Genomic DNA, 24,934 nt, shown 5'->3' on the forward strand with positions numbered 1-24,934 from the left:
TTCAGTTCCTAGGACTTGTTCGGGTCGATCTTGGCCGGCTTGATCTCTTGGGGAATGAAGCTTCGATCGATCATATCTTTCATTTCGACCCGCTTATCGATCACGCCTACTTTGAGCGCCATGTCCATGATCTTCTTCAGTTCTTCGTCCTCGGGCACTAGAGTTACATAGCTCACTCGGTCGGGCGGCTGCGTAAGGACGTACTTCAACAGCTTCTCGTCCTGCCTGTAGTAGGGCGCGACGACTTTCGCCGCTTCAAGACGATGCGTTTCTGCCCATTCGCCGCTTTCGGCGATGCCGCGCACTAAATCTCGCACCAGTTCAGGTTCGTCCCTAATCAGATCGTCGGTTACGACCAGAGCGCACGAGATAAAGTTTGGCCAGATGTCCTTTGCATGATAAAGCACGCGGCCCGTTCCCGCCAGTTCGGCTTTAGCCGCGTGCGGCTCTCCGACAAAGTAGGCATCGATAGCGCCGGTCTCTAAGGCGGCCGGCATGTCGGGCGGCGGCACCTCGATAAAGCGAATCTCGTCCTCTCCCACGCCTTGGTCCTCCATCAGCTTTCGGATGACCAGGTATTGGTTGCTGTACTTGCTGGGGATGCCGAAGGTCTTGCCCTTTAGGTCGCGCAGATCCTTTGCTCGGCTGTCCTTTGCCACCATTACGGTCGAGCCGTCTCGATGCCCAAGATAGACGATCTTGACGTTGAGCCCTTGGGAGCGCAGCTTCATGGCGAGCGGAGCGATCATGAATGTGGCTCGAAGCCGTCCTGCCCGCATCGCTTCGGTTACGGTCGGAAAGTCCATAAACTTCTGAGACACGAACCGCGACGAATCGCTCGTCTTGGTGGCAAAGTCCGTAACCGGACAGGTGAGATGGCAGGTTACAGGCAGGAAGCCGACGCTCAATTCTTGCTTGGCTCTGGCCTGTTCAGGCTTTTGCCACGGTTTTAAGCGGACGAGCGCTACGCCGACAAATGCAAGAATGACCACCAAGGCTATCGATGCGGCTTTCATTGCGCGCCTCCCATAAGCGCAGGATGGTTCCCGGTCAGACCCAGTTTGGTAAGAATCTGGGATACGGCCCCGACGACCGACTCATCGGTCAGTTCGCGCGGTCGGGGCTTATTCATCTTGATCTCCATCACGACTTGCGCCGGCCTCTCGCTCAACAAAATGATCCGATCGGCCAGTTGGACCGCTTCGGGCACATCGTGCGTTACCATCAACACGGCCCGAGGCATTTTCTCTAAAATTACCGCCAATTCGTGCCGAAGTCGGATTCGCGTCAGGCAATCGAGCGAGGAGAAGGGCTCGTCCAATAGAAGGACGGAGCAGTCGCCGGCCAGGGCGCGGGCCAGTTCGGCGCGCTGGCGCATACCGCCGGAAAGTTCATGGGGAAAGGACTTTGCAAACTCCTTCAGGTCGGTCAATTCAAGCATCTCGCTCAGGCGCTCTTCTCTCTCCGGTTTGGAGCGAATGTTCTTCAGGGCGAGCATGATATTCTCGCGCACGGTCATCCAAGGGAGAAGCCCGTCTTGCTGATAGACCATTCGGGCGGCTCCGGATCGCTCTACAAATCCCGATGAAAGTTTGATGTGCCCCGCCAGCGCGGCCAGTATGCTGGTCTTGCCGCAACCGCTGGGTCCGACCAAGGCGACAAACTCGCCGGGCGCTACGTCCAGGCCGACTCCGTCCACCGCCAGCAAATCCCCATAGCGGATGACCGCATCCTTGGCAGAGATCGCGCTACCGCTCATAGCCCCACCGAACGTTTGGCAGTTTGGTCAGTTGCGCAATTATTCGATCCGCTGCGATACCGATCAGGCCGATCGCGATCATGTTGAGCACCAGCAGATCCATTCGAAGGCCGTTGCGAGAGTCCCATATGGCAAAGCCAAGGCCGTCCCTGCCTGCGATCATCTCGGCTGCGACGACTACCAGCCAACAAAGGAGCGCCGTTATTCGGAAGGCCGCGATCAATTGCGGGCCGATAGCCGGAATGGTGATCTTCACCAATCTCTCGACGGATCGCAGTCCGTAATCTTTAGCCACTTTATAGTAGACCGACGGAATCGTCGAACAGGCCGCGATGACCGAGATGGCGATCGGAAACACGGCGGCCATAAAGATGAGAAAAATGGTCGGCGAGTCCCCGACGCCGAACCAGACGATGGCAAAGGGTATCCAGGCTAAGGGCGAGAGACTGCGCATAAAGTTGATGCCGGGCAGCAGCGCCGTTCGAACAGTCTGATTGAGGCCGAGCCAAAGGCCAAGCGCGACGCCGACGGGCGCGGCCAACAGGAACCCGGCCATGACCCGATAGAGCGAGGCGATGGCGTCGTTCAGAAGGCGGCCGTTGCCAATCTCTTTAATCGCGGCGTCCCATACTTGCGCCGGACTGGGGAAAATGGTGGGAGAAAGGACGCCGGTAGCGCATAGAGCGTGCCAAACAAAGAGCGAGGCCAGCGCGACGCCGACCGGCAACAAGGTTCTCCTCAGTTTGCTGTTGTTCACGATAGCGCTTTCCTAACTCGGGTTCGCCACTCTTCGTAATCGCCGGTCGGCAGATCGATCAAAGCGTCATCGGTCGCCTTGGCCGCTTCGTCCGCGGACATCTTTGCGTAAACTTGGCAGGCCAGTTCTGTATGATCTGGCACAAAACCCGCCCTCTGCCTTGCCTTTGCGGCAAATGCCGAGCCTTGCCTGACATCTGCAAGATAGATGCCACATCTATCGGCAATGTAGCCGAGTTCTTCTTCGTCGGCGCCGCCCGCATAAGTCGTTGCTAGGCCTAAACCTGCGTAAAGGTCCGCCCTGCGCTCCGTTTCAAGATTCTCGATCGCATCGCACGCTCTCTGACAATTGCCGCCGGATACAAACCAAACGGCGCGGCCCACGCCTTGATCGAACGCGCGCGGCGCATATCCATTCATATTCGGTCGTTTTCCATATGCGACCGTCTGATCGGGTTTGAAGTAGGCTTCGTGAAAACCGTACCCGTCCAGAGTCAGCCATCGGAGGAGCGGATCCATCGATCGGGTCGAGCGTTCGAACGACCTTTTGAGCCTTGCCAAGACCCAGCCGGCCCCAACGTGCGCCATGTAGAGGTGAGGCTCGCCCGCGCCGCGAGCGAAACTCGACCATCGATCCTTGCGCCATGGAGCGACCGTGTCCAGCAGGAAGAGGCCCATCGCCGCGCCTTCGTAGGCGAATCCTTTGAACTCGCCGTCAATACCCCTAAGGTCTTGCTCGACCAACGCTGGGTCGTTCGTTCGAATGGCAGTTAGGTAGCCTGTTAGGAACGTCTGGCCGACTCTCTCCAGCCGAGCTTGCTTCTCGGGCACAGTGGGACGAAAGCCTCGACGAACGAAGGTCGCTTCGTCGAGGCTGAGTCCGAATAGCCGCAACCGCAGGGCGGCAAGGCCTAGACCCTTAGTCTGCCCTGCGATCTTCTCGGCCACCATAGTCGGTTAACGGGCTCCAAGCATTCGGAGCCAACTGGTCTGTCAGCAACTGAGTCCAAAGTCGGCGAGCACGATGGCCAGGTCGGTGTCATCGACGACGCCGTCGGCGTTCACGTCGCCTCTCGGGTCGTTCGTGCCAAAGGTCGAGAGCACGATCGCAAGGTCGGTATCGTCAACCATGCCGTCGCCATTGATATCGCCGCCCGGACAACCGCCCCTGGTCAGCTTCATTCTGCCTGCGTTAGTGCTGGGTATCCAGGAGGCGCCGCCATCCATGCTCAGTTCCGTAAAAATGTCGAAGAAGCTGTCGATTCGAAACTCACCGGTCGAAAGCGCCCTGATGTTCGTTTGGCCTCGCGACGGCAGCGTTGGGCTTTCCCGTATCATCCAAACCATACCGCCCATCATGAAACTCCCGTTCAGCGCCAGCATCTCGGTATCGAAGGTGCGCACGGTCGGATCCGGGCCGGGCGGGTTGCCATGAACGCGAACGACCGTTACACAGTTCATAAACACGGGGAACCGGGCGCCGCTAGGCAACTCTACGTTGCAACGGATGATCGAGGAGAAGTTGTGGATCTGGGTTCCGCCAGGCGGCGGAGGGGGCGTCGTGGGTTGAAACTTGTCGTGAGACGGGTCGTCGATAATAATGCCGTTTGCAAATAAAACATGAAATAGTTCTGGGCTGATATAGGTGCCTGGCGGGGGAGGAAGGTTGGGAGAGGGGAAAGTCCCCTGTGCGAGAACAGCGCCCGCAAAAATGCAGGCGAACAGCGTAGCAAACAAACGACCATGCACATTTGGCATGGGTGCAACCTCCTTTTTCTTTCATCCTGAGCGCCCGAAGGCGCTCAGGATGCGTTGGTTCTTGGCCTAGGACCTAGCAACTCTTGCCAAAGTCCCGAAGGACGATCGCAAGGTCGGTGTCGTCCACGAGACCGCTTCCGTTGACATCGCCCATCGGATCGTTTGTGCCAAACGTCGAAAGCACAAGCGCCAGATCGACATCGTCCACGATTCCGTCGCCGTTAACGTCGCCGCCCGGGCAACCGCCGCGCGACAGCTCAACATGCCCCGCGTTGGTCGAAGGAATCCAGTTCTGTCCGTCATCCAAGCTGACTTCGACCCAAATGTCGAAGAAGCTGTCGATTCTGAATTGGCCTGTTGGCAGCGCCCTCATGCGAATGTCGCCGCGCGAAGGAAGCGTCGGGCTTTCTCGAACGCGCACCAACTGCCCCATCACGGTGCCGACCAAGTTCATCTGTAGCATCTCGGTCTCGAACGTTCGAACTTCTGGTTCGCCGGGCGGCAAGCCATGGACCCGCACGACAACGTTCCCTTGCATCACTGCGGGCACGGTCGTACCGTCAGGCAACACCACCCTGCATGTCAGGAAGGAACCGAACTCATGGATCTGAGTCCCGCCTGGCGGGGGCGGCGGCATAGAGTTGGTGAAGCGCGCGTGCGACGGGTCTTCTATCACGATCCCGTTGGCAAACAGGATGTGAAAGAGGTCCGGGCTGATGTACGTACCCGGCGGCGGCGGAAGATCGGGGCCAGGAAACGTCCCCTGAGCCATTGCCGCGCCGATGCAGCCTGCCGCAAGCGCGCTCAACACTGCGCCGCGCGTCAAACTCGTCATTTTACGCATTTGCATCTACCTCCAGTCTAGATTCGCCGAAGAAGGGCGTCGAGGCCCTTCCTCGGCTTCTGATTCAATGCGCTGGAGGTACAGATGGTAGCGTCCCTTCCAGCGTCCTCGTCTTAACAGCCAAGTCCAAAGTTGGCCAGAACGATAGCCAAGTCCGTATCGTCGACGATTCCGTCCAGGTTCACATCGCCGGCTCTCATGTTCGTTCCGAACAGACTCAGCACGATCGCCAGGTCCGTGTCGTCCACGCAACCATCGCAGTTGACGTCCCCTGTCACGCGGGTCGGCCTGAGACCGCCGTACACGTGATAGTAGGTCAATTGCTTCGTCTCTCCCGGAGCCAAACTGACCATATGCTCCAGAGCGATATGTCCGTCTCCGTTGGCGGCGCCGCTGGCCCCATCTATGTTATAGCCCAGAAACGCCACATAGTTGCGCCAAGTCAGCGGCATCCCGTAGTTATTCCAGGTAAGCACATCGGTTCCGAACCCGAACGCCGGTCCTCCGCCCGTCGGTATGTGAGCCTGCTTGCCGCCATAGTAGAAGTCGGCCGAAGGCGAACTGCTGAGGCCCATCGTCGTCGCGGCGAACGCTGCGCCAAACTCTCGCTGGAACACGACCGGACCAAGCGGATCGCCGTTGCCCGCTACACCGACCTCTTCATTGGTGAAGCTGCCCGACCAGTATTGGTCGATGTCCCAGACGCGATGCATACTGAAGTCGGCCGGTCCAAGCCCAGTATTCGTCATCACGTAAGTAACCATCCAAGTGGGCTCTGGGCAGCAGACCATCTCTTGAATGACTTTGACATTCATGGAGAAGGGCGCCGTCATGTCGAACTCGGTTTCAAGGTAGTCGTTTTGGCCGTCGTTGTCCCGGTCGGTAACTTGGCCCCGTTCGACGCGAGTCAGCGAAACGCTAACGTCCGGATTGAAGCCCAGCGCATCAGGCCACTCGATATTCGAAGTGAACAGCTCTCTCGCGATCGTTGGAGCAAAGAAGAACGTCCCCACGCTAAAAGTGGGCGCGTCTCTGACGAAGGCTCCTCTCGGATCAAACTCGTCGCCGCCAAACCCGTCTGCGAACGAGCCGGCAGCCGAGCCGAACATGTCGGTTAAGACCGTTGCGCTGCCATCGCCGTTGCCACATCCGGACATCAGCGCCTGCGTGTCGTACTGCAGGCAGACGTGTCCAGGCGTGTTGGCCGGCATCCACGTTAAGCCGCCGTCCAGGCTCAGCTCGGTAAAGACGTCGAAGAAACTGTCGATTCGAAAGCCGCCAGCGACAGACGAGATTCGCGTTACACCGGCGGAGGGCAATGTTGGGCTTTCTCGAACCATCACATTGGGCGGAAGCGTGCCGCCCTGAATATTCAACTGCAGCATTTCGGTGTCGAAGACTCTCGTGCCTGGGATGGTCTCACGGTGGCGCACCATGACCAAGCAATCGGCTTCCGCCTCCATCGCCATCCAGGTGTTTCCGCGATCTAAGGAGATCTCGAAGTTGACCTTCGAGCCAAACTGGTGGGTCTGCTGGCCGCCATCGGGCGGCGGGGGCATACAGTTGTTAAATCCGTGGTGAGCCGGATTGCGCATGATGATGTCGGGCCCGTACATTTGGTGCTGCTGGGCCAGGTACTCAGAAATAGGAGATTCTGCGCAAGGCGGAAGTTGGTCCGTCGGCATAAAGACTGGCAAGCAGTCCTGTGCGGCGGAAAGCGCGATCAAATTGACCGCGATCAGCGTAAGCGTTGTGCGCTTCATGTCGGACATACCTCCTGATTCTCGTTTATGGCAATCCCGTTGCACGGGCGATAACCATCAGGCGACATAGGGCGGCGAAGAACAACGCAATGCGGCAATATCTCCTTTACTAATCTCCAACGAACTATTCGCCGCGAAGAGGGCGGATTCCTTCTTTCCCGGTATAATTTTTGGAATCTCATGCCCTCAGTCAAAATCATCACTCTCGGATGCGCCAAAAACGAGGTCGATTCGGAAGAAATCGCAGGCGTGTTGGCTGCAGACGGCTACGAATTGTCTGCGAACGGCGATTCGACCGATGCCATCGTGATCAACACTTGCGGATTCCTAGAATCTGCCAAAAAGGAAGGCTTCGAGGTTATCAGGCAGGCGCTCTCGGACAAACAGAAGGGCAAAGCAGGCAAGGTGATCGTCGCCGGCTGCCTTGTGCAACGGATGGGGACTGAGATTGTAAAAGAACTCCCGGGCGTCGATGCCTTTGTCGGCGTTGGCCAGATGGGACGCTTTGGCGAGGTGATGAGTCAGACGCTGGCCTCAAAGGCTCAACTTTTCGACGTTCGTCCGCCGCATCATCGCTGGGCCGATGTCGGCACGCGGGCGCGAGCGGGACAGCCCTGGTCCGCCTATCTCAAGATATCGGAAGGTTGCGATCACAAATGCGCGTTTTGCACCATTCCCTCGTTTCGGGGTCGCCATGTCTCCAAACCGATCGAGAGGATTCTGGACGAGGCGCGCGATCTGGCCGGACGAGGCGCGGTCGAACTGAATCTGATCGCGCAGGACTCCACCCAGTACGGATACGATCTTTACAAGAAGTTCATGCTTCCCGAACTGTTGAGAAGTCTCAACGGGATCGACGGAATCGCGTGGCTCAGACTCTTCTACTGCTATCCCTCGCGGGTAACGGACGAGTTGATCGAGACGCTGGCGACTTTGCCCAAAGCCCTGCCCTACATCGACGTGCCGCTGCAACACGCCGATCGAGACGTGCTCCGAGCAATGAAACGCCCAGGCAGCGCAGAGACCTACCTAAGGATGATCGAGAAACTCCGATCTGCAATGCCGGATGTCGCCATACGGACGACCTTCATCGTCGGCTATCCCGGCGAGACGGACCAACAGTTTGAGAACTTGCTCGCTTTTGTCAAAGAGGCTCAGTTCGATCGATTGGGCGCCTTTCTCTATTCCAAGGAATCGGGCACGCCCGCCGCAGAGGCGCAGAATCAAATACCGACTCGGATCAAGCGCGAGCGATTCGACCGACTGATGCGGCTTCAGCAACCGATCTCGCTTCGGCGCAATCAAACCTGGGTGGGCCGAACGCTAGAGGCGATCGTAGAAGGCCGGAACGGGCAGTACGCCATTGCCCGCACTTTTCGCGACGCGCCAGAGATCGACGGCCAGTTGTTCATAAAGGGCGACCTCAAACCCGGTCAGATGGTCAGTGCCCAGATAACGAGAGCCGACGTTTACGATCTCTTTTCCGAGAATGACTGAATTCGATCTGCCGGTTGCCTGGACCCCCAGCGAAGAGTCCATCCGAGACGCCAACATTACGCGCCAAATGGAGCGGTACGGCATTAAAAGCTACGAAGCGTTTTTGCGCAGATCTGTCGACGACCCCGATTGGTTTTGGAGGGCCTTCTTCGAGGACGCAGGCTTCGTTTGGAAGACGCCGTATCGTCAAACGCTCGATCTGATCGACGGTAAGCCGTGGGCCAAGTGGTTCGCAGGCGGCGCGCTCAATTGGACCGAGAGCGCGCTGGATCGCCACATTGCGGCGGGAAATGGAAACAGCACGGCGCTGGTCTGGGAAGGCGAAGAGGGCGCGACTCGACGATATACCTATGCCGAGTTGCTTGGGGAAACCAATCGATTGGCGAACGGTCTTATTGAGTTGGGAGTTCAAAAGGGGGACCGCGTCGGTCTGTTCTTGCCTTTCTGCCCCGAGGTCGCAATCGCCCTCCTGGCGATCTCTCGGATAGGAGCGATCGCACTGCCTCTGTTCTCTGGGTTCGGCCATGAGCCGCTCGAAGTTCGCATGAACGATGCCGAGGCGAAAGTTCTGTTTGTGGCCGATGGAACGCATCGCAGGGGAAAGGTCGTCGATATGAAATCCGTTGCGGACCGAGCGGCGGCCAACATCCCTTCGCTGAAGCATTGCATTGTTGTAAGGCGGACGGGCCGCTCGCCTGAAATGACAGAGGGCAGAGATCGGCTCTATGAAGACGTCTTGTCCGAAAACGACCAGTTTTCACCCCCCGCCTTCCCTTCCGATCAGGGCTGCATGATCATCTACACGTCGGGCACGACCGGCAAGCCGAAAGGCGCCTATCACATCCATTCCGGGTTTCCGGTCAAAGCGGCGCAAGACATGTTTCATCTTTTCGATGTCAAACCGACCGATACGGTCAGTTGGCTGAGCGACATTGGTTGGATGATGGGGCCGTGGGTCATCATGGGCAGCCTCATCTTAGGCGCGACGCTTTTCATGTACGACGGCGCGCCCGACTTTCCAACTCCCGATCGCGTTTGGCAGATGACGGATCGGCACGGCATCAGCGTATTGGGGTTGACGCCGACATTGATCCGCGCGCTGATGCGATCGGGCGAAGAACATCCTCAGCGATGGGCGATGGATCGATTGCGCTTGATCGGATCGACCGGCGAACCGTGGAACCCCGAACCGTGGCTTTGGACGCTGAAGAACGTCGGCAAGGGACGCGCGCCGATCATCAACTATTCGGGCGGGACGGAAATATCGGGCGGGATATTGGGCTGCACGCAATTGCGACCTTTGAAGCCCTGTTGCTTCAACACGACGAACCCGGGAGTCGATGTCGCAGTCCTCAACGAGCGCGGAGAGCGATTAAAGGGCGAGGTCGGTCTGCTCGCCGTTCGCAACATCAATCCCGGCATGACGCGGGGCTTTTGGCGCGATCCCGAACGCTATGTAGAGACCTATTGGAGCCAATGGCCCGATCTCTGGTATCACGGCGATCTCTGTCTAGAAGACGCGGACGGCTATTGGTACATCCTAGGAAGGGCGGACGATACGCTCAAGATCGCGGGCAAGCGCGTCGGGCCGGCAGAAATCGAATCGGCGCTCGTAGAGCATCCGATGGTCTCCGAGGCGGGCGTCATTGGCGTGCCGGACGAACTGAAAGGCCAAGCGGCGGTGGCGTTCGCAGTGCTGAAGCCCGGCGCCGAGCCGACGCCTGAACTGGAACGAGAACTAATCGAACTGGCCGGACAACGGTTAGGCAAACCCATGGCGCCGAAGGCGGTAAAGTTCGTATCGGATTTGCCAAAGACGCGAAACGCCAAAGTGATGCGACGCGCCCTGCGAGCAGCCTACTTGGGAGAGCCTCAGGGCGACTTGACCGCTCTCGAAAATCCGTCGGCGCTCGAAGCCGTCGCCGCTCTGCGCGATTCACAGGAAAACGGCTGATCGCGCGGAATCATCGCAACTACCATGAGCGACTATCAACCCAAGCCCGAGCACAAGTTCACTTTTGGCCTTTGGACGGTGGGCAACCGTGGGCGCGACCCTTTCGGCGACTTTGTGCGCCCCGGCGTTACGCCGGTGCAGATCGTCCACAAGTTGGCCGAATTAGGCGCCTATGGGGTGAACCTTCACGATAACGACTTGGTCCCCATTGATGCCACCCCGAGCGAGCGGGACCGAATCGTAGCCGAGTTCAAACAGGCGCTGAATGAGACTGGAATGCGCGTCGTGATGGGTACGACAAACCTCTTTTTCGATGCGGCGTTCAAGGATGGCGCGTTCACGAGCAACGATCCGCAAGTACGGGCCTTCACGCTTCAAAAGTCGATGGCTTCGATCGACATGGCGGTCGAGCTGGGCGCAGAGACGTACGTCTTTTGGGGCGGGCGCGAAGGCACCGAGACAGACGCCGGCAAAGACCCCGTTCAGGCGATCAAATGGATGCGCGAGGGCATCAACTGGCTGACCGGATATGTGAAGGATAAGGGGTATAAGCTTCGATTCGCGCTAGAGCCAAAACCGAACGAGCCGAGGGGAGACATCTTCCTGCCCACCACCGGCTCCATGCTGGCCTTTATCGAGACGCTGGACGATCCGGCCATGTGCGGCGTCAATCCAGAGGTCGCGCACGAACACATGGCCGGCTTGAACTTTACGCACGCCGTAGCGCAGGCCTTGGAGCGCGGGAAACTTTTTCATATCGATTTGAACGGCCAGAAATTGGCGCGCTACGATCAAGATCTGCGCTTTGGAGCGGAAGACCTTAAGGGCGCTTTCTTTTTGGTAAAGCTCCTAGAGGACAACGGCTACGCTGGCCCGCGACACTTCGACGCGCACGCCTATCGAACCGAAGATCAAGAAGGCGTATGGGATTTTGCCCGCGGCTGCATGAAGACCTATCTGATTTTGAAAGAGAAAGCCGCGCGCTTCAACGCCGACCCCGACATCCAGGAAATTCTCTATCAGATTCGTTCGGGCGACCCTGAGTTAGAGGGATTGTGCGCAAACTACTCCGCCGGCAGCGCGGAGGCTTTAAGGAGCCGATCTTTCGATCGAACGGCAATGGGTTCGCGCGGCCTGATGTATGAGAAGTTGGACCAACTGACAACCGAACTGCTCTTAGGCGTCCGCTAGACGCCGAACTGGTCGCCTGGCTGTTGCGGAATCCACAGCTCGATTCCCAACTCTTGGCACAAGGGCTCATACAATTCGGGATGCTCGGAGTGGATCGGGATAAGGGTCTGGGGCCGTATCGCGCGCACAGTCTCGAACAGGTCTTCGGGCGACGCATGGCCCGAGACGTGCAACGGATCCTCCTCCTCATCGGGCGCGTATCGGAAACCAAACTCGTCCAGCCAAGTCTTAAGCCGCTTGATGTCGAGCTCCATCTCCTCGTTAAAGGGCTCGCTGCTAGAACGTATCCACAGACCGCCTTGCTTGGGTGCGACATAGGGCAACTGGTTGAGATTGAAGTAACCGATGCAAAGGACAAGTTCGCCTGCATTGGCTCGTACTTCGGGCGGGGCGAGCCTTCGGACATCCGGCAAGAAATCGTCCAGCTTCTTTCGCCAGGTCTTGTCATGTCCGGTCGAATAAGGAACAAAAATCGCGATCTCATCGAACTGGGGCAACTTCTCATGTTCGCTGGCGGCCAGACTGGCCATGTAGAGCAGATAGGCGTCGTCGGCAGGAATAACCAGCGTGCGATTGCTGGCTCGAGCAGCCTCCCACATCAGGCAAAGCCGTTCGAGATGTCTTTGCGAAAAGTCGGCCACGACGAGCCCTTCGGCCGTTCGCATCAAATCGGCGGCCCGGTCGCGCACTTCTAATTCAGTGTCTGTGGACTTAGCGCTCTTGCCTGGCGATAAGGTCGTGCCCTCAATGATCAAGGCTCTGGGCCCGAGAGCCGCCGCCTCGCGTCGAAACGCCTCGCTGAGCGTTCGATTGCTGCCATGGAATCGAAGGTCGCCGGTGTAAACCACCCAGCCCGCTTCCGTTTCGACGCCAAAAGCGCAGGCGCCGTAGATGGAGTGGTCCACAGGCCAGTGTTTAACCCCGTCTGGAAGGTCATGCGACAAGTCGAGCGGTTCGTTATACTTCTCTTCAGCCGTTACTCTGGAGACCCAGATAGACGCGAGTTCATTCGAGGGCGCTCTATCGGCGCTGAAATAGGGCCGCCAACGCCTCTCGGTCTTGGGCTCGGATACTTTCCCTCGCACGCCCTTGATCAAACCCTCCTCATTGGTCTCTTTCATCCGCATCACGCAGACGCCTTGAGAAAAGGTCGAGGTCTCTTCCAAAGCCCTGATCATGGCCGCCGACATCAGCGTGCAATAGACCTTGACCTCGTGCCGCAGGTAACTAACCGCGCCCACATGATCGGCATGGGCATGAGAAAGCAACAGCGCGTCGGGCGTTTCGACGGCCGGACCGTCAGGAGCGCCGCCCCACAAAAAATCGTCCCGATAAAGGCCTTGGACATTGGGCAGCAAACCCATCCGAATCGGCTCGAAAACGCCGGTCGCCGATTCCCGCGATTGCAAAAAGGCGTCGTAAAACTGGTTCGAACGTCCGATGTTCGTGCCAAAATCCAACAAGAAGCGCCCGTCAGAGCGCTCTAACAGCATCTTGTTGCCGCCGATGCAACCGATCCCGTCCCAAAATGTAATCTGCACTTCCTTATACTCCCAATTCGTCCGCGATGGGCAACAGCGCGTCGATCACGTTCTGGATGTGCGTTTCCAGCGGCAGGCCCAACTCCTCGGCGCCTAAAACCAAGTCTTCGCGGCTGACTCCACGGGCAAAGGCCTTGTCCTTCATCTTCTTGATCACCGATCTCGGCTCAACCTCGCTGAGCTTCTTGGACGGGCGCACCAACGCGACCGCCGTTACAAATCCGCAAAGCTCGTCGCACGCAAAGAGCGTTTTGCGCTCGATCGTGTCTCTGGGCTGGCCCGTGTGCGGCGCATGGCTGGCGATCGTCTGTATAAACTCGTCCGGCCATCCTTCGGCGCGCAGAATCTCCATGCCGGCAAAAGGATGCTTGTCCAGCGTGGGATTCTGCTCGTAATCAAAGTCGTGCAATAGCCCGGCCATGCCCCACTGATCGGGATCGCCTCCCAACAACGCTGCATAATGGCGCATCGCCGCTTCGACCGCAAGCATGTGGCGGCGAAGATTCTCCGACTGCGTGTATCGACAGAGCAGCGCCCAGGCATCCTCGCGCGTCTTGTTCATCGGAATGAAAGGCTTCGTCAAGTTAGACCGTGAAACCTGCACAGGGAAGTAGAATATGGGCGTGAAAGGTTGGGGGGCTTTCGTTGCGTTGGTTTTGGGTTCCGCATTTGGGCAGGATTACGGCTCGGTGCCCGCGCGCGAACTCGAAACCGCGCCCACGATCGACGGGAGAGTGGAAGCGGCAGAGTGGTCGCAAGCGGCGGCCATCGATCAGTTCTGGGACGGCAAGAGCGGGGAGCCGTCCGCTTTCAAGTCCGTCGTCTATCTCGGTTTCGATTCCGAGGCCTTGTACATCGCCGCAATTCTGAGCGATCCTGAGCCGAACAAGATCATCGCACAAGAGAAAAAGCGAGACGGCAAGGTCGAGAACGACGACCTGTTCGCGATCCTAATCGATCCGGAAGACCGAAGGCGCACGCCCTACTGGTTCCAAGTGAACCCTTTGGGCACTCAGAAACTGGACACGCCGGGCGGAAACACAGAGGTCATAGGCTGGAGCGGTGATTGGACGGCCAAGGCCCGTACCACCGAATCAGGTTGGGAGTTAGAGGCCAGAATCCCGTTCAGGCTGTTGCGCTACCCGTCTGGGCAGACGGCGTTTGGCGTTGCGTTCATTCGCTCGATACCGAGGGACGAGGCTTACCATGTGTTTCCGAACATGGAACGTTTTATGGACGAGCACAAGCACGCTCGATGGGTCGGTCTAAGGACTCCCGACCCAAGGCGTCCGATTTTGATCATGCCCTACGCGATCGGATCGGCGGACCGTATGAATGAGAACGGTCGAATCGGATTGGACGCGAAGTATCTGATGGCGAACGGATCCACGGCGCAGCTGACCGTGCGCCCAGATTTCGAGAATATTCTGGGCGACGTGGCGAGCATCGATTTTTCCTATACAGAGAAGTCGTTGGAAGAAACGCGGCCCTTCTTTCAGGAGGGCGCCGGCTTCTTTCCTCCCCAGAGCGTCTTCTACTCTCTTCGCGCGCGGGAAGTTGACGCCGCGTTTAAGACGTTTGGAACTTCTGGCCCAATCCAATATGGCGCATTGGGGTTGACGAACGCTGGGAAAGGGCTGTCGGTAGGACGGATCCAGTATCAGTTCGCACCCCAGTCGCATATCGGAGCAATGGGTCTGGCCGGGCGACACAATGGCATCGACGAAGAGGTCTACGGAGCCGACTTTGAGTATACGATCAAACAACGCTTGGGTCAATACGCCGCCTATGCGTCGCATCTGGTTTATTCCGGCGCTCAGTCTGGTTCATCTTCGACCGTCAATCTAAGATACTCGGGACCGGAGAGGACGCTGAATTGGGACTTGGCGTTCAGCGAAGTAACGGCAGGGTTTGCCCCCTCCACCGGGTTTGTGCCTGAAACCGGATTTCGAGGCCAACGTCTGTTCGTCTTCTGGTTCGATCGGCCTTCCTCCAGCGCTCTTCTCTCATGGACAGCTTCAGCCTTCTTAAACAAGCGCGAGCGCGCAACGGGCGGCCTGTTGGACGAGACTGCGCGCGGAACTTTTAGCGTTCGACTGCGATCGCATCGCTCGTTCAGCCTGTCTTACACGGCAGGCAATCGACCGCCGTTTAGAGACCGATACATGAGCGTATCGCATGGCTGGAACGTGCTGGACAACTACCGTTCGGGCAGCGCGTTTGTACTGATTGGAAAGCAGGGCGGCGGCGAAAGCCGCTACATCAGTTTAGAGCAGAGATGGCCCTTAGACGAGAAGTCCCACTTTGCGGCTTCTTACGAACGATTCGAGCTGACCTATCCTCAGCCGTCTATCCACACAAACATTCGGCTAAGCCAGCTTGTGTTCACGGCCAACTACGACTTGAGCGCAGAGCGTTCCATCGGCTTGCGGTTTGTGGGACAAGGAGAATCGCTGGGGAGTCTATCGAGCGTCAACAATTGGTTCGTAACGTTCCTCCAAAGAGCTCGGCGAGGCGCCGACGTCTACTTCTTGTTCGGACTGCCCAACGCCTCGCGAACTCAGACAAGGTTTGCGCTAAAGATCGTAACGCCGATGGAACTGCGCTAACAGCCTGTACCGAAGAAAGCCAGAACTTCGGCCAAGTCGGCGTCGTCTACAATCCGATCGCCGTTCAAATCTTCCGGCCGATTGCCCGTCAGCCCAAAGGCCTCTAACACCATCGAGAGGTCGGTATCGTCCGCGCATCCGTCGCCGTTCACATCGCCGGGCGAATGGACTACTACCGTGCCGAACATGTTGAAGAACTCGTGAAACACACAAAGGTACTCGTACGTACCAGCTGCTGTAAAAGTGTATTCGAACGGGGGGGCCCCCTCAAAGATGATCGCATCCCATAGCCCGGTACGAGAGGTCGTCGTGTGAAAACCTTGCCCTGGCACCCAACGGACTGTATCGCCGACCTTGATCTTGGAGAGAGAGTTGCCGGACACCGCATCCACAAAGTCAAAGTTGCCCTGCGGATCGACCACGACGGTGCGGGTATCGGCACAGCTGAGACAAACAACTAGCCAAGCAGACGACAAGAAGGTCAAAAGCTTGCACATGGGCGAGCCTCCTTTCGTATTCTACTTGGCTAACAGAAACTAATTAGCAACCAGTTCCAAAATAGGTTAAAACTTCGGCAAGGTCGGCATCGTCGACGATACCGTCGCCGTTCAAGTCCTCATCCCGATTCCCGTCTAGGCCGAAGGCTTCGAGCACTAACGAGAGGTCGGTGTCGTCCGCGCAACCGTCTCCGTTCACATCGCCCGGCGCATGGACAATGACGGTGCCCACCATATCGAGGAAGATGTGAGGCGTGCAGACGTACTCGTAGACGCCTGGCGTGTTGAAGGTGTAGATGAACTCCGGGTTGTCGAACCATATTTCGGCGTCCCAATAGCCGTCGACCGAAGTGGTCGTGTGATAGCCGGTCTCCCAGACCCACTTCACGGAATCGCCGGTCTTGATCTTGGTGGTTCGATTGTGCGACACCACGTCCATAAAGGAGTAATCCGAATCGGGCCCGACGATGACTTCGCGCTCGTCCGCAAATGTCGCCGTGCCGATCAGCGTTGCGACTAACAGACTCAATATCAGTTTGCTCATTGTCCTTCTCCTGTGCGTTGTTCTCAACATCCGACGCCAAACTCGGTCAGGACGATCGCAAGATCGACATCGTCCACAATGCCGTCCCGATTCAAATCCTCTCCGCACCCGGCGCACGACTCTCCAAATCTCTGCAAGATTAGTGCCAAATCGACATCGTCGACGCAACCGTTGCCGTCCACGTCCCCGCGAGGCAGCACGATCACCGTGCCCACCATGCCAAAAGAGAAGTGCGGCTGGCATCGATACGAGTATTGACCCGGCACGTTAAACTGGAAATTGAATGGGGGGCTAGTGCTATTGAATGAAGTGTTAAACAACCCCGTATCCGATGTGATCGTATGCGACCCGCTGATCCATACCCACCTGACGGTATCTCCTGCCTTGATTCGGCTGATCCCAGTGTTCGTCACCGAGTCCACAAATCTAAACGAGAAGTTTGGTCCCACGTTCACCCTTCTCACGTCCTGAGCCATGCATAGCCCGGCCACTGCTAAGACCGCACAAACAGCCGCCATGAGTCGCAACATATCCCCTCGCCAGCCTCCTTTCCGACATATTCTACCCCGATTTTGGACGATTGCGCGTCGGCAGAACGGTATAATTTGAGTTCGAACTCGAAATACCATGGGCGACCTGCGCATCTACGACACGCTGACCAGAAGGACGGAGACCTTTGTTCCCCGCGAACCGGGCAAGGTCTCGATGTACGCTTGCGGCTTGACGCCCCAGGCGCCGCCCCATGTCGGCCACATGCGTGGCGTCGTGTTTATGGACGTCGTTCAGCGCTGGCTCGAGCAATTAGGCTACGAAGTGCTTTTTGTCCAAAACTTCACAGACATCGACGACAAAATCATTCGCCGAGCTCAAGAAGAAGGTCTCACGACCGAAGAGATAGCGGCAAAGTACAGCAAGATGTACCGAGACGATGCGATGGAACTGGGCATCCAGCCGCCCAAATTCGTCACCGTAACCGAGCACATGGCCGACATCGTCGCCATGATCGAGCGGCTGGTCGAACTGGGCGCCGCGTATCAGGCGGACGGCGACGTCTACTTCGCGGTCGAGAAGTTTGAAGATTACGGCAAACTCTCCGGTCGGACGATCGAAGAGATGATCTCGGGCGCCCGGATCGAGGTAGACGAACGGAAACGCCATCCGGGCGACTTTGCCCTTTGGAAGGCGGCCAAACCGGGAGAACCCGCCTGGGACAGCCCTTGGGGGCGCGGTCGCCCAGGTTGGCACATCGAATGCTCCGCCCTCAGCCTCAAGTACCTGGGAGCGACGTTCGACATCCATGCGGGCGGCACGGACTTGATCTTTCCGCACCACGAAAACGAAATCGCCCAATCCGAGGCTTACTTAGAGGGCAAGCCGTTTGCCAAGTACTGGATGCATTGGGGCGCCGTTCGATTGGACAAGGAAAAAATGTCCAAGTCGACCGGACACGTCGTCTCCATCCGCGAAGCGCTAGAGCGATACGGCCCCGTGGTGCTGAGGCTCTACCTGATGTCGACCGCCTACCGCAAGCCGATGGAGTTCTCTTTCGAAAAACTGGACGAAACAAAAGCGGCATACGAGCGGATCCGAGCTGCGGTCTCGAGAGCGGAATCGTGGTTGACGTCTCACGGCGAGTTAGAATCATCGGACGACGATTCGGCCAGAGCCTATCGCGAACGCTTTACAGCCGCGATGAACGACGACTTTAACACGGCAGGCGCCCTAGGAGTCGTATTCGAACTAATCGGAGAGATCAATAGCGGCTTGGCGGCGATCGGATCGACGGGCGATGCCGAAGGCGCCAAGAAGTGGGCGGCGCTTTTAGAGGCCCTGCGTTGGATGCTAAAGGACGCGCTGGGGATTCCGCTCGTAAGCGAGACTATAGCCGACGACGGACTGATCGGCCCGTTGATGGAGAAGGTCATCCAGTGGCGGCAAGATCTGAGATACCGCAAGCAGTTCGAAATCGCCGACCAAATCCGAGACGACCTGAAGGAGATCGGACTGCTGTTGGAAGACGGCGCGCAGGGCACGAGCTGGCGACGCGCATAAGTTGGAACAATTGTCGGGTTTGACCGATACTTATTGTAAAGGAAGCTTGATCCCAGGATGGATGAAGAGAAACGCATGAAGCGCTGGATCGTTGCCGTACTCCTGACCGTTGTCGCCCTCTCGCTTGTAGCGGGCGGGTCTATCTACTATGCCGCTCAATCTTCGACCCCGCTCTCGGCAACGGTTAAGGTAGGCGGGATGGTCGCCAAGCGGCTGACCGAGGAAGACCTGAAAACCGAGCTAACCGCCGCTTGGAAGAAAATCGGCCGCACGCCGACCGTCGTTGCCCAAAAACCAGAAATTTCCAAACCGTTGTGGGCGTGGGGCGTGCGACTGGATGTGGAAGCCACGGCCAAGCAAGCCATAGAAGCATGGAAGCAGACCGGACCTGTCGAGAAATTGATCGGTCGCCCGCAAATTGAAGTCGATGCGGTTTGGAGCATCGATTCATCCCGATTCGATCGAGCGTTGGAGCCGTTGAAAGAGCACGACAGCCAGCCCAAGAATGCGCGAGCAGTTTGGCGCGAGGGCAAAGTGGTCGTCTTGCCGGACGAAATCGGCGCCGTTCTAGACGTTTCGATGGCGCAAGAGAGTCTTTTTGACGAACTTTCGAGGGTGTCCTTGGATGCTCAACCAGATCGAATCGCCTTTGATGCGTTGACAGTGCTTGCCCAAGCGCCCATCAAGGCCGATCAACTTTCCCACATATCGGGCGTTCTGGGCAGCTTTACAACAAATTTCCCAAAGAGCCAAACGAATCGTAACAACAATATCGCGCTGGCTTCGTCGCCTCTGGACGGCCTCATTCTCATGCCGGGCGACAAACTCAGCTACAACGAAACGGTGGGCAAGCGATTGCGCAGCCGTGGCTATCGCCTAGCGCCGGTCATCATTCGCGGCAAAAAAGAGCAGGGCATTGGCGGCGGCGTCTGCCAAGTGTCGTCCACGCTTTTCAACGCGGCGATGTTGGCCGATCTAAAGATCGTCAAGCGTTCGAACCACTCGATGGCGATCGGCTATGTGCCAATGGGTCGCGATGCGACAGTAACCGATTCGGGACACGACCTGGTGATCGAAAACAGCTTGGACCATGCGATCGCACTAAACGTCAGCGTCGGCGCTTCCAGCCTGACCGTTCGCTTCTTGGGCACGCCCGAACCGGATAAGAAAGTCGTCGTTACAACCCGGTATCTCAGCGCATCCCCCGCGCCGACCAAGCAGACGACTTTGGCGACCTTGGAGACCGGCAAGACGAAAGTGCTCGAAAAGGGAGCCTCGGGCAGACGAGTGGCCACCTATCGAACGGTGTACAAGAACGGCGCAAAAGTGAAGCATGAGCAAATCTGTTTAAGCGTCTATCCTGCGTCGCCCAGGGTCGTTGCCGTCGGCTCGAAGCCTGCGCCCGAGCCTCAGTTGCCCTGACCCCAGCCGCTGGCCAGATATTCCGACCAGACCCGATCGTAGACCGAGCCTGTAGCGCTCGCAATACGCTCCCAATTGAAAATCTCTGTGGCGTCTTTATAAGCCGCTTCCACTCGCCTCTGCGCGCTCTCTGGGTCTTGAAGGCAGCGCAAAATCCCCCACGCGATGCTCTCCGAGTTGCCCGCGTACGTTTGGATTCCATTGATCTCGTGTCGGACGATCTCCCGAAAGCCGCCGATATCGGAGACCACGACAGGCGCTTTAGCGGCCATCGCCTCTAGCGCCACAATGCCAAAGGGCTCGTAAAGACTGGGATAGACCGCGCAATCGATCGACCGATAAAGCTTGAGCAAATCGCTATCAGGGATAAAGCCGGTAAAGGTAACGTCGCGCCCCATGCGAATGAAGCGAGAGAAACCGACGAGATGATCTCGATAACCGCCGCCCGCAATGACCAATCGGGCGTTCTTTTGAAGCGCCCTCACCGTCATCATCGCATCGATTAAGAGATGAGCGCCCTTCTCCGGCACCATCCGACCGACAAAAAAGACTATCTTCTCGTCTGGCGCGGCAAAGCGGGCGCGGAACGCTCGTCTCTCTTCGTCAGAAAACCCAAACTCGAACTTCTCTGCGTTGACGCCGTTCGGAATAACATCCATCTTGTCGGCAGGGGCGCCCAAAGTCGCCGCGACCTGCTCCTTCATAAACTCCGTACAAACGATGACGCGCCACGAATCGTAAACCAACTTCCGCTCGACCTCGTGGATGTATTGCGAAGTCTCGCCGTAGATGCCGCCGTGCCTTCCGTGCTCTGTGGCGTGAACCGTGGAGATTAGCGGCAGTTTGTGCTTCTCCTTGAGCGCCACGGCGCAGGCATGCGTCAGCCAGTCGTGCGCGTGAAGCACAACCGGAGTCGCCGCATCGATGCCAGCTAGGATCTCGTCCGCCGCCTTCTCCATGGCGCTATTGAGCCTCTTGACCCAAGCGACAAAATCGCTGTCGTCGCCTCCGGGGTCGACTCGGGTTACCTCGACGCCGTTGACGCTCTCCTGTTCGGGTGCCCCCGGATGCGAGGCCGTAACCACAATGACGCGCCAGCCCTGTTCGACCAAAGCTTCGGAGAGTTCTTGCGCCACTCGCGAGATGCCGCCAACAATCTTAGGCGGATACTCCCAAGTCAGCATCAAAACTTGGCCGCGAGCGGGCATCTCGATCAGGCCAAAAGCTCTTCAGGCTTAAACCACAAGGGAATCTCGTAGGCCGCCGCTTCCGGATCGGACGAGCCATGAATGATGTTGCGCTCGATGTCAAGGCCAAAGTCGCCGCGAATCGTCCCTGGAGCCGATTTGGACGGATCGGTCGCGCCCATCATCGAGCGAGTCACTTCAATGGCGTTCGGACATTCCAAAACCATAGCCACCACAGGGCCGGATGTGATGAACTCGACCACCGCCTCGAAGAACGGCCGCTCGCGATGAACGCTGTAGTGCCCTTCGGCCAACGGACGGCTGGGGTGAATCTGCTTTAGACCGACTATTCGAATTCCGCGGCGCTCAAACCGGGAAATGATTTCTCCGACCAAGCCCTTCTGCACTCCATCGGGCTTGACGAAAATAAGAGTTCGTTCGCTCATGCGCTCCTCCTGAGGCTGAGGTTGCTTTAGGCCAAGTATACCAGCCGCCAAGTATAATCAGCAGGCATGAGCGGCCTGCGATGGAAGATGCGTCGTTTGTTGGCGATGAGCCCCTCCGAGATCGCGGTGCGAGCGGCCCGGGCTGCCCGCGACCGACTATCGCCGCTGCCCAAGGAAAGCCCGCACGAAACCGCCGAAAGACTCCTCCGGCGCCCTGCGATCGAGATCGTTCGAGAACAAGCGCAACGACTGCCGAACGACTTCTCAGCGCTCTCTTCCGAATCCTTGGCAAGGCTCGTTCAAGAAGCCGATGCCCTGTTGGAAGGCCGATGGCGCTTCTTTGGGTACGACGTCCAGTTCGACAACCCGCCCAACTGGCGCAAAAACTACGCGTCGGGACAAGAGTGGCCCGACCAGTCTGCCAAGACTCTGGATTATCGCCGAATCGACTTGGCAGGCGGCGTAAAGTATGTCTGGGAGCCTTCTCGAGGCGGGCCATTGGTGCGTTTGGCGCAAGCCTATGCGGTTACAGGCGATGAAAAGTACGCTCAAACTTGTGCTACATGGTTCGAAAACTGGATTCAAACAAACCCTCGCGGCCATGGCATTCATTGGACTTCTGCGCTCGAACACGGCATTAGGGCGTTTGCCTGGCTCTACGCTTGGGCCTGGATTTCGCGCAGCAACGTCGCAATAGACCACGAATCGATCGCGGGCGCGCTGCTTCAACATGGAGAGTTCATCGATCGGCATCTTTCGGTCGGTTCGTCGGCCAACAACCACGTACTAGGCGAGGCCGCGGCGCTGGCATTCCTGGCCGAGCGATTGCCCAGCCAAATGTCCGAGGCTTGGCGCGCAAGGGGCATGAGCATCTTGCAGAGCGAGATCGCCCGGCAATTCTACGAGGATGGCGTTAACGCCGAGCAAGCCTTCGGCTACCTGCCGTTCGTCTGGGAGTTCTGCCTGCACGCCCGCGCATGGGAAGGCGATCAAACGGTTCGCGATAGGCTGGTCAAAAACCTGGCGTTTGCCCGCAATGTGATGGACGAATCGGGCTATGTGCCACAACTGGGAGATGAGGACGACGGGTCGATCGTGCCCTGTTGGCCGATTGGCTCGAACCGGCACATTGTGGTCGGGAGGGCGTTGGCGCAAGCGCTTGGCGAGGAGCCGCCGCCCGCGCTCGATCCGACGCACGATGAACTGTGCGTCATGTTGACGGGCCAAGCGCCCAGCGGCGGATCATTGCTCAAGGAGCGAGCAGTTTATCGTCAAGGAGGGCTCGTTTCGCTCCGCGGCGGCGATGGCCTTCTCTACGCCTTGTTTGACTGCGGGCCGCTTGGGCTGGGTTCCATCGCGGCCCATGGGCACGCCGACGCGCTTTCGATCGCGATGTCTATCGGCGGCAAGCCGTGCCTGATCGATTCGGGCACGTACGCTTATCACGAGGACCCCGACTGGCGCAACCATTTTCGCAGCACAGCCGCGCACAACACCGTGCAGGTCAACGATACCGACCAGTCTCAGAATCTCGGCGCTTTCTTGTGGGGCAAGCGCGCCGAAACCAGCCTAGTCGACTGCAACGACGACACAACAGATGTGGTCGCCGTGCACGACGGCTATTCGCCCATCATGCACCAGCGAGGCGTTCGATGGGAACCGAATTCGCTAACGGTCGAGGACGCGATCATGTCCAAACAGGGCGCTCAGGCGGCGAAACTTATGTGGAGATGGCATTTTCATCCCGACTGGCAGGTTTCGGCGATTGACGAACAGTCGGTCAGGGCGACTAGCGAGAATTGCGCGCTGACCGTCCGAGTAGACGGCGACCGATTGCCTGCGATCGCAATAGAAGAAGGTTGGTACTCGCCGCAATTTGGTCAAAAAGTTCGCTGTTCGGTAGCAGTCTTGACCATTCCGGTCGCGAGCCTGCCCGTAAAGGCGATTTGGAGATTCGATGCCTCTTTGGTCCTCTGAGTTCTGGGAGGCGCGCCCGCAGCTGGCCGATTGGCTGACGAGCGGCGCGATTCTCGCGCTTTTCTTGGGCGCTGCCATTGTCGTTCGCCTCGCGTGGAAGAGTCTCATGATGCGGCTTTTGGGCCCCGACCCAGGAATGGCGGGCGACCTCTTGATCAAACCGGCGAGAGGGTTGGTCGTCTGGGCGCTCGTGCTTGCCGGAATCTACTATGCCGTGGACAGCCTCCTATTCATACAGGACAAGCCGGGCATCTCCGAGAGCCTTGCAAAAGGATTATCGCTCGCTTGGACGGCCTTGGCCATCGTTACCGCATTCGGGGTGATCAATGCCACAGCCGAGGCATACTCGCACCGTCAAGCCGAGAACGTCGCCGAGATTGCCCACCGCGCAAGTATCTTGAGAAAGGTCGCCTACGTCGTTGTGATTCTGCTAGGCGGCCTTTATGCCCTTCGGATTCTAGGGATAGACACCGGACCGTTGTTGGCCAGCGGCGCGGTGGGAGGCATCATCGGCGGCATCTCAATGAAGGACGTGCTGTCCAACATAGCCGCCGGCTTCTTGATGAACGTCGATCGACCGATGCGAATCGGGGACTTGGTAAAACTCCAGTCGGGCGAGGAAGGGTTTATCGAAGAGATCGGCTGGCGGAACTCGAAGATCAAACTCTGGTCGAACAACGTCGTTATTATCCCCAACGGCAAACTGAGCGAAAGCATTTTGATCAATTACAACCAGCCCGCCCAAGAGACTTCGGTCAACATTCCTTGCGGGGTCTCCTACGACAGCGATCTGGAGTTCGTCGAAAAAATCACGGTCGAGGTCGGACAACAGGTGCAGAATGCCGTAGAGGGCGGCCATCCGGAATGGACGCCCTTGGTGCGATGGAAGACCTTCGGCGACTTTTCGATCACGTTCGTTGTGATTCTAAGGGTGAAAGACCCGACCGCACAATATCTGCTTCAGTCCGAGTTTGTCAAGGCGCTGCACAAACGCTACCGAGAGGTCGGCATCGAGATCCCCTATCCGATCAGGCGCGTGATTACCGAAAGTTGACCGGACAGGGCTAGGCGACGGGAAGGCGAGCGTCCCCGCGATCCGAACGGGAATCTGCACAAATGTAGCACAATTTTGAGTAC

22 protein-coding genes are annotated in these 24,934 nt (G+C 57.9%); 8 read left to right on the plus strand and 14 right to left on the minus strand.

The window, feature by feature from the left end; genetic code table 11:
• Positions 1-8: 8 nt before the first annotated feature.
• The 7 genes from HUU60_09410 to HUU60_09440 form a co-directional block, all read right to left on the minus strand.
• On the minus strand, positions 9-1,016 hold the full coding sequence (locus HUU60_09410) for an ABC transporter substrate-binding protein (protein NUL82924.1): 1,008 nt from the start codon (positions 1,014-1,016) through the stop codon (positions 9-11).
• The gene (locus HUU60_09415) at positions 1,013-1,759 is read right to left on the minus strand and encodes an ABC transporter ATP-binding protein (protein ID NUL82925.1); all 747 of its coding nucleotides are present in this window, start codon (positions 1,757-1,759) and stop codon (positions 1,013-1,015) included. Before HUU60_09415 ends, HUU60_09410 begins: the two co-directional genes overlap by 4 nt.
• Positions 1,749-2,516 (minus strand): ABC transporter permease, encoded by a 768-nt coding sequence (locus HUU60_09420; protein ID NUL82926.1) that lies wholly within the window; start codon positions 2,514-2,516, stop codon positions 1,749-1,751. The genes HUU60_09415 and HUU60_09420 overlap by 11 nt, the downstream gene beginning before the upstream one ends.
• The gene (locus HUU60_09425; protein NUL82927.1) at positions 2,513-3,466 is read right to left on the minus strand and encodes a DUF1702 family protein; all 954 of its coding nucleotides are present in this window, start codon (positions 3,464-3,466) and stop codon (positions 2,513-2,515) included. The genes HUU60_09420 and HUU60_09425 overlap by 4 nt, the downstream gene beginning before the upstream one ends.
• Before the next feature lie 42 nt (positions 3,467-3,508).
• Entirely contained in the window at positions 3,509-4,273 is a 765-nt protein-coding gene (locus HUU60_09430; GenBank protein NUL82928.1) for a hypothetical protein, read from the minus strand.
• Positions 4,274-4,346: 73 nt separating this feature from the next.
• Positions 4,347-5,117, minus strand: a complete 771-nt coding sequence (locus HUU60_09435) for a hypothetical protein (protein ID NUL82929.1) — start codon at positions 5,115-5,117, stop codon at positions 4,347-4,349.
• 113 nt (positions 5,118-5,230) lie between these two features.
• Positions 5,231-6,880: a hypothetical protein gene (locus HUU60_09440; protein ID NUL82930.1), complete on the minus strand. Its 1,650-nt coding sequence runs from the start codon at positions 6,878-6,880 to the stop codon at positions 5,231-5,233.
• Positions 6,881-7,060: 180 nt separating this feature from the next.
• Here HUU60_09440 and rimO point away from each other — a divergent pair, with 180 nt between their 5' ends.
• Genes rimO through HUU60_09455 form a run of 3 tightly spaced genes read left to right on the plus strand, consistent with a single transcriptional unit; the run spans position 7,061 to position 11,522 of the window.
• Entirely contained in the window at positions 7,061-8,377 is a 1,317-nt protein-coding gene (rimO, locus tag HUU60_09445) for a 30S ribosomal protein S12 methylthiotransferase RimO (GenBank protein ID NUL82931.1), read from the plus strand.
• Entirely contained in the window at positions 8,370-10,331 is a 1,962-nt protein-coding gene (locus HUU60_09450) for an AMP-binding protein (GenBank protein ID NUL82932.1), read from the plus strand. The genes rimO and HUU60_09450 overlap by 8 nt, the downstream gene beginning before the upstream one ends.
• Positions 10,332-10,355: 24 nt before the next feature.
• A complete protein-coding gene (locus tag HUU60_09455) occupies positions 10,356-11,522 on the plus strand; it encodes a xylose isomerase (protein NUL82933.1) in 1,167 nt (388 codons plus the stop codon).
• Here the strand turns inward: HUU60_09455 and HUU60_09460 are convergent.
• Positions 11,519-13,063, minus strand: coding sequence for an MBL fold metallo-hydrolase (locus HUU60_09460; protein NUL82934.1), 1,545 nt, complete (start codon positions 13,061-13,063; stop codon positions 11,519-11,521). The genes HUU60_09455 and HUU60_09460 overlap by 4 nt on opposite strands.
• A gap of 4 nt (positions 13,064-13,067) precedes the next feature.
• A complete protein-coding gene (locus HUU60_09465; protein ID NUL82935.1) occupies positions 13,068-13,625 on the minus strand; it encodes an HDIG domain-containing protein in 558 nt (185 codons plus the stop codon).
• Between the two features lie 61 nt (positions 13,626-13,686).
• Between HUU60_09465 and HUU60_09470 the strand changes: the two genes are divergently transcribed.
• Positions 13,687-15,672 carry a carbohydrate binding family 9 domain-containing protein gene (locus HUU60_09470; protein NUL82936.1) on the plus strand — a complete coding sequence of 662 codons (1,986 nt, stop codon included), beginning with the start codon at positions 13,687-13,689 and terminating at the stop codon, positions 15,670-15,672.
• Here HUU60_09470 and HUU60_09475 read toward each other — a convergent pair.
• From HUU60_09475 to HUU60_09485, 3 genes are read right to left on the minus strand one after another with little or no spacing between them, the layout of a single operon-like run.
• Positions 15,669-16,169: a hypothetical protein gene (locus HUU60_09475; protein NUL82937.1), complete on the minus strand. Its 501-nt coding sequence runs from the start codon at positions 16,167-16,169 to the stop codon at positions 15,669-15,671. The genes HUU60_09470 and HUU60_09475 overlap by 4 nt on opposite strands.
• 43 nt (positions 16,170-16,212) lie before the next feature.
• On the minus strand, positions 16,213-16,713 hold the full coding sequence (locus HUU60_09480; GenBank protein NUL82938.1) for a hypothetical protein: 501 nt from the start codon (positions 16,711-16,713) through the stop codon (positions 16,213-16,215).
• 23 nt (positions 16,714-16,736) lie between these two features.
• On the minus strand, positions 16,737-17,243 hold the full coding sequence (locus HUU60_09485) for a hypothetical protein (protein ID NUL82939.1): 507 nt from the start codon (positions 17,241-17,243) through the stop codon (positions 16,737-16,739).
• Positions 17,244-17,340: 97 nt separating this feature from the next.
• Between HUU60_09485 and HUU60_09490 the strand changes: the two genes are divergently transcribed.
• Positions 17,341-18,765: a cysteine--tRNA ligase gene (locus HUU60_09490; protein ID NUL82940.1), complete on the plus strand. Its 1,425-nt coding sequence runs from the start codon at positions 17,341-17,343 to the stop codon at positions 18,763-18,765.
• 75 nt (positions 18,766-18,840) lie between these two features.
• A complete protein-coding gene (locus HUU60_09495) occupies positions 18,841-20,187 on the plus strand; it encodes a VanW family protein (GenBank protein NUL82941.1) in 1,347 nt (448 codons plus the stop codon).
• Here the strand turns inward: HUU60_09495 and HUU60_09500 are convergent.
• The gene (locus HUU60_09500) at positions 20,175-21,395 is read right to left on the minus strand and encodes a glycosyltransferase family 4 protein (protein ID NUL82942.1); all 1,221 of its coding nucleotides are present in this window, start codon (positions 21,393-21,395) and stop codon (positions 20,175-20,177) included. The two genes, HUU60_09495 and HUU60_09500, sit on opposite strands and share 13 nt — an antisense overlap.
• A gap of 5 nt (positions 21,396-21,400) precedes the next feature.
• Positions 21,401-21,820 carry a nucleoside-diphosphate kinase gene (ndk, locus tag HUU60_09505; protein ID NUL82943.1) on the minus strand — a complete coding sequence of 140 codons (420 nt, stop codon included), beginning with the start codon at positions 21,818-21,820 and terminating at the stop codon, positions 21,401-21,403.
• Between the two features lie 66 nt (positions 21,821-21,886).
• Here ndk and HUU60_09510 point away from each other — a divergent pair, with 66 nt between their 5' ends.
• Together HUU60_09510 and HUU60_09515 are read left to right on the plus strand one after the other, a co-directional pair.
• Positions 21,887-23,797 (plus strand): alginate lyase family protein, encoded by a 1,911-nt coding sequence (locus HUU60_09510; protein ID NUL82944.1) that lies wholly within the window; start codon positions 21,887-21,889, stop codon positions 23,795-23,797.
• Complete coding sequence (locus tag HUU60_09515) at positions 23,778-24,851, plus strand: mechanosensitive ion channel family protein (protein NUL82945.1); 1,074 nt, start codon at positions 23,778-23,780, stop codon at positions 24,849-24,851. The genes HUU60_09510 and HUU60_09515 overlap by 20 nt, the downstream gene beginning before the upstream one ends.
• The last annotated feature ends 83 nt before the right edge of the window (positions 24,852-24,934 follow it).

Source organism: Armatimonadota bacterium (assembly GCA_013359125.1).
GTDB lineage: Bacteria > Armatimonadota > Fimbriimonadia > Fimbriimonadales > GBS-DC > JABWCR01.

Bases quoted from the DNA above. Each gene is read 5' to 3' on its own strand.
- HUU60_09410 (NUL82924.1), bottom strand. From the start codon at position 1,016: ATGAAAGCCGCATCGATAGCCTTGGTGGTCATTCTTGCATTTGTCGGC.
- HUU60_09415 (NUL82925.1), bottom strand. From the start codon at position 1,759: ATGAGCGGTAGCGCGATCTCTGCCAAGGATGCGGTCATCCGCTATGGG.
- HUU60_09425 (NUL82927.1), bottom strand. From the start codon at position 3,466: ATGGTGGCCGAGAAGATCGCAGGGCAGACTAAGGGTCTAGGCCTTGCC.
- HUU60_09430 (NUL82928.1), bottom strand. From the start codon at position 4,273: ATGCCAAATGTGCATGGTCGTTTGTTTGCTACGCTGTTCGCCTGCATT.
- HUU60_09435 (NUL82929.1), bottom strand. From the start codon at position 5,117: ATGCGTAAAATGACGAGTTTGACGCGCGGCGCAGTGTTGAGCGCGCTT.
- HUU60_09440 (NUL82930.1), bottom strand. From the start codon at position 6,880: ATGAAGCGCACAACGCTTACGCTGATCGCGGTCAATTTGATCGCGCTT.
- rimO (NUL82931.1), top strand. From the start codon at position 7,061: ATGCCCTCAGTCAAAATCATCACTCTCGGATGCGCCAAAAACGAGGTC.
- HUU60_09450 (NUL82932.1), top strand. From the start codon at position 8,370: ATGACTGAATTCGATCTGCCGGTTGCCTGGACCCCCAGCGAAGAGTCC.
- HUU60_09455 (NUL82933.1), top strand. From the start codon at position 10,356: ATGAGCGACTATCAACCCAAGCCCGAGCACAAGTTCACTTTTGGCCTT.
- HUU60_09465 (NUL82935.1), bottom strand. From the start codon at position 13,625: ATGAACAAGACGCGCGAGGATGCCTGGGCGCTGCTCTGTCGATACACG.
- HUU60_09475 (NUL82937.1), bottom strand. From the start codon at position 16,169: ATGTGCAAGCTTTTGACCTTCTTGTCGTCTGCTTGGCTAGTTGTTTGT.
- HUU60_09480 (NUL82938.1), bottom strand. From the start codon at position 16,713: ATGAGCAAACTGATATTGAGTCTGTTAGTCGCAACGCTGATCGGCACG.
- HUU60_09485 (NUL82939.1), bottom strand. From the start codon at position 17,243: ATGTTGCGACTCATGGCGGCTGTTTGTGCGGTCTTAGCAGTGGCCGGG.
- HUU60_09490 (NUL82940.1), top strand. From the start codon at position 17,341: ATGGGCGACCTGCGCATCTACGACACGCTGACCAGAAGGACGGAGACC.
- HUU60_09495 (NUL82941.1), top strand. From the start codon at position 18,841: ATGAAGCGCTGGATCGTTGCCGTACTCCTGACCGTTGTCGCCCTCTCG.
- HUU60_09500 (NUL82942.1), bottom strand. From the start codon at position 21,395: ATGCCCGCTCGCGGCCAAGTTTTGATGCTGACTTGGGAGTATCCGCCT.
- ndk (NUL82943.1), bottom strand. From the start codon at position 21,820: ATGAGCGAACGAACTCTTATTTTCGTCAAGCCCGATGGAGTGCAGAAG.
- HUU60_09510 (NUL82944.1), top strand. From the start codon at position 21,887: ATGAGCGGCCTGCGATGGAAGATGCGTCGTTTGTTGGCGATGAGCCCC.
- HUU60_09515 (NUL82945.1), top strand. From the start codon at position 23,778: ATGCCTCTTTGGTCCTCTGAGTTCTGGGAGGCGCGCCCGCAGCTGGCC.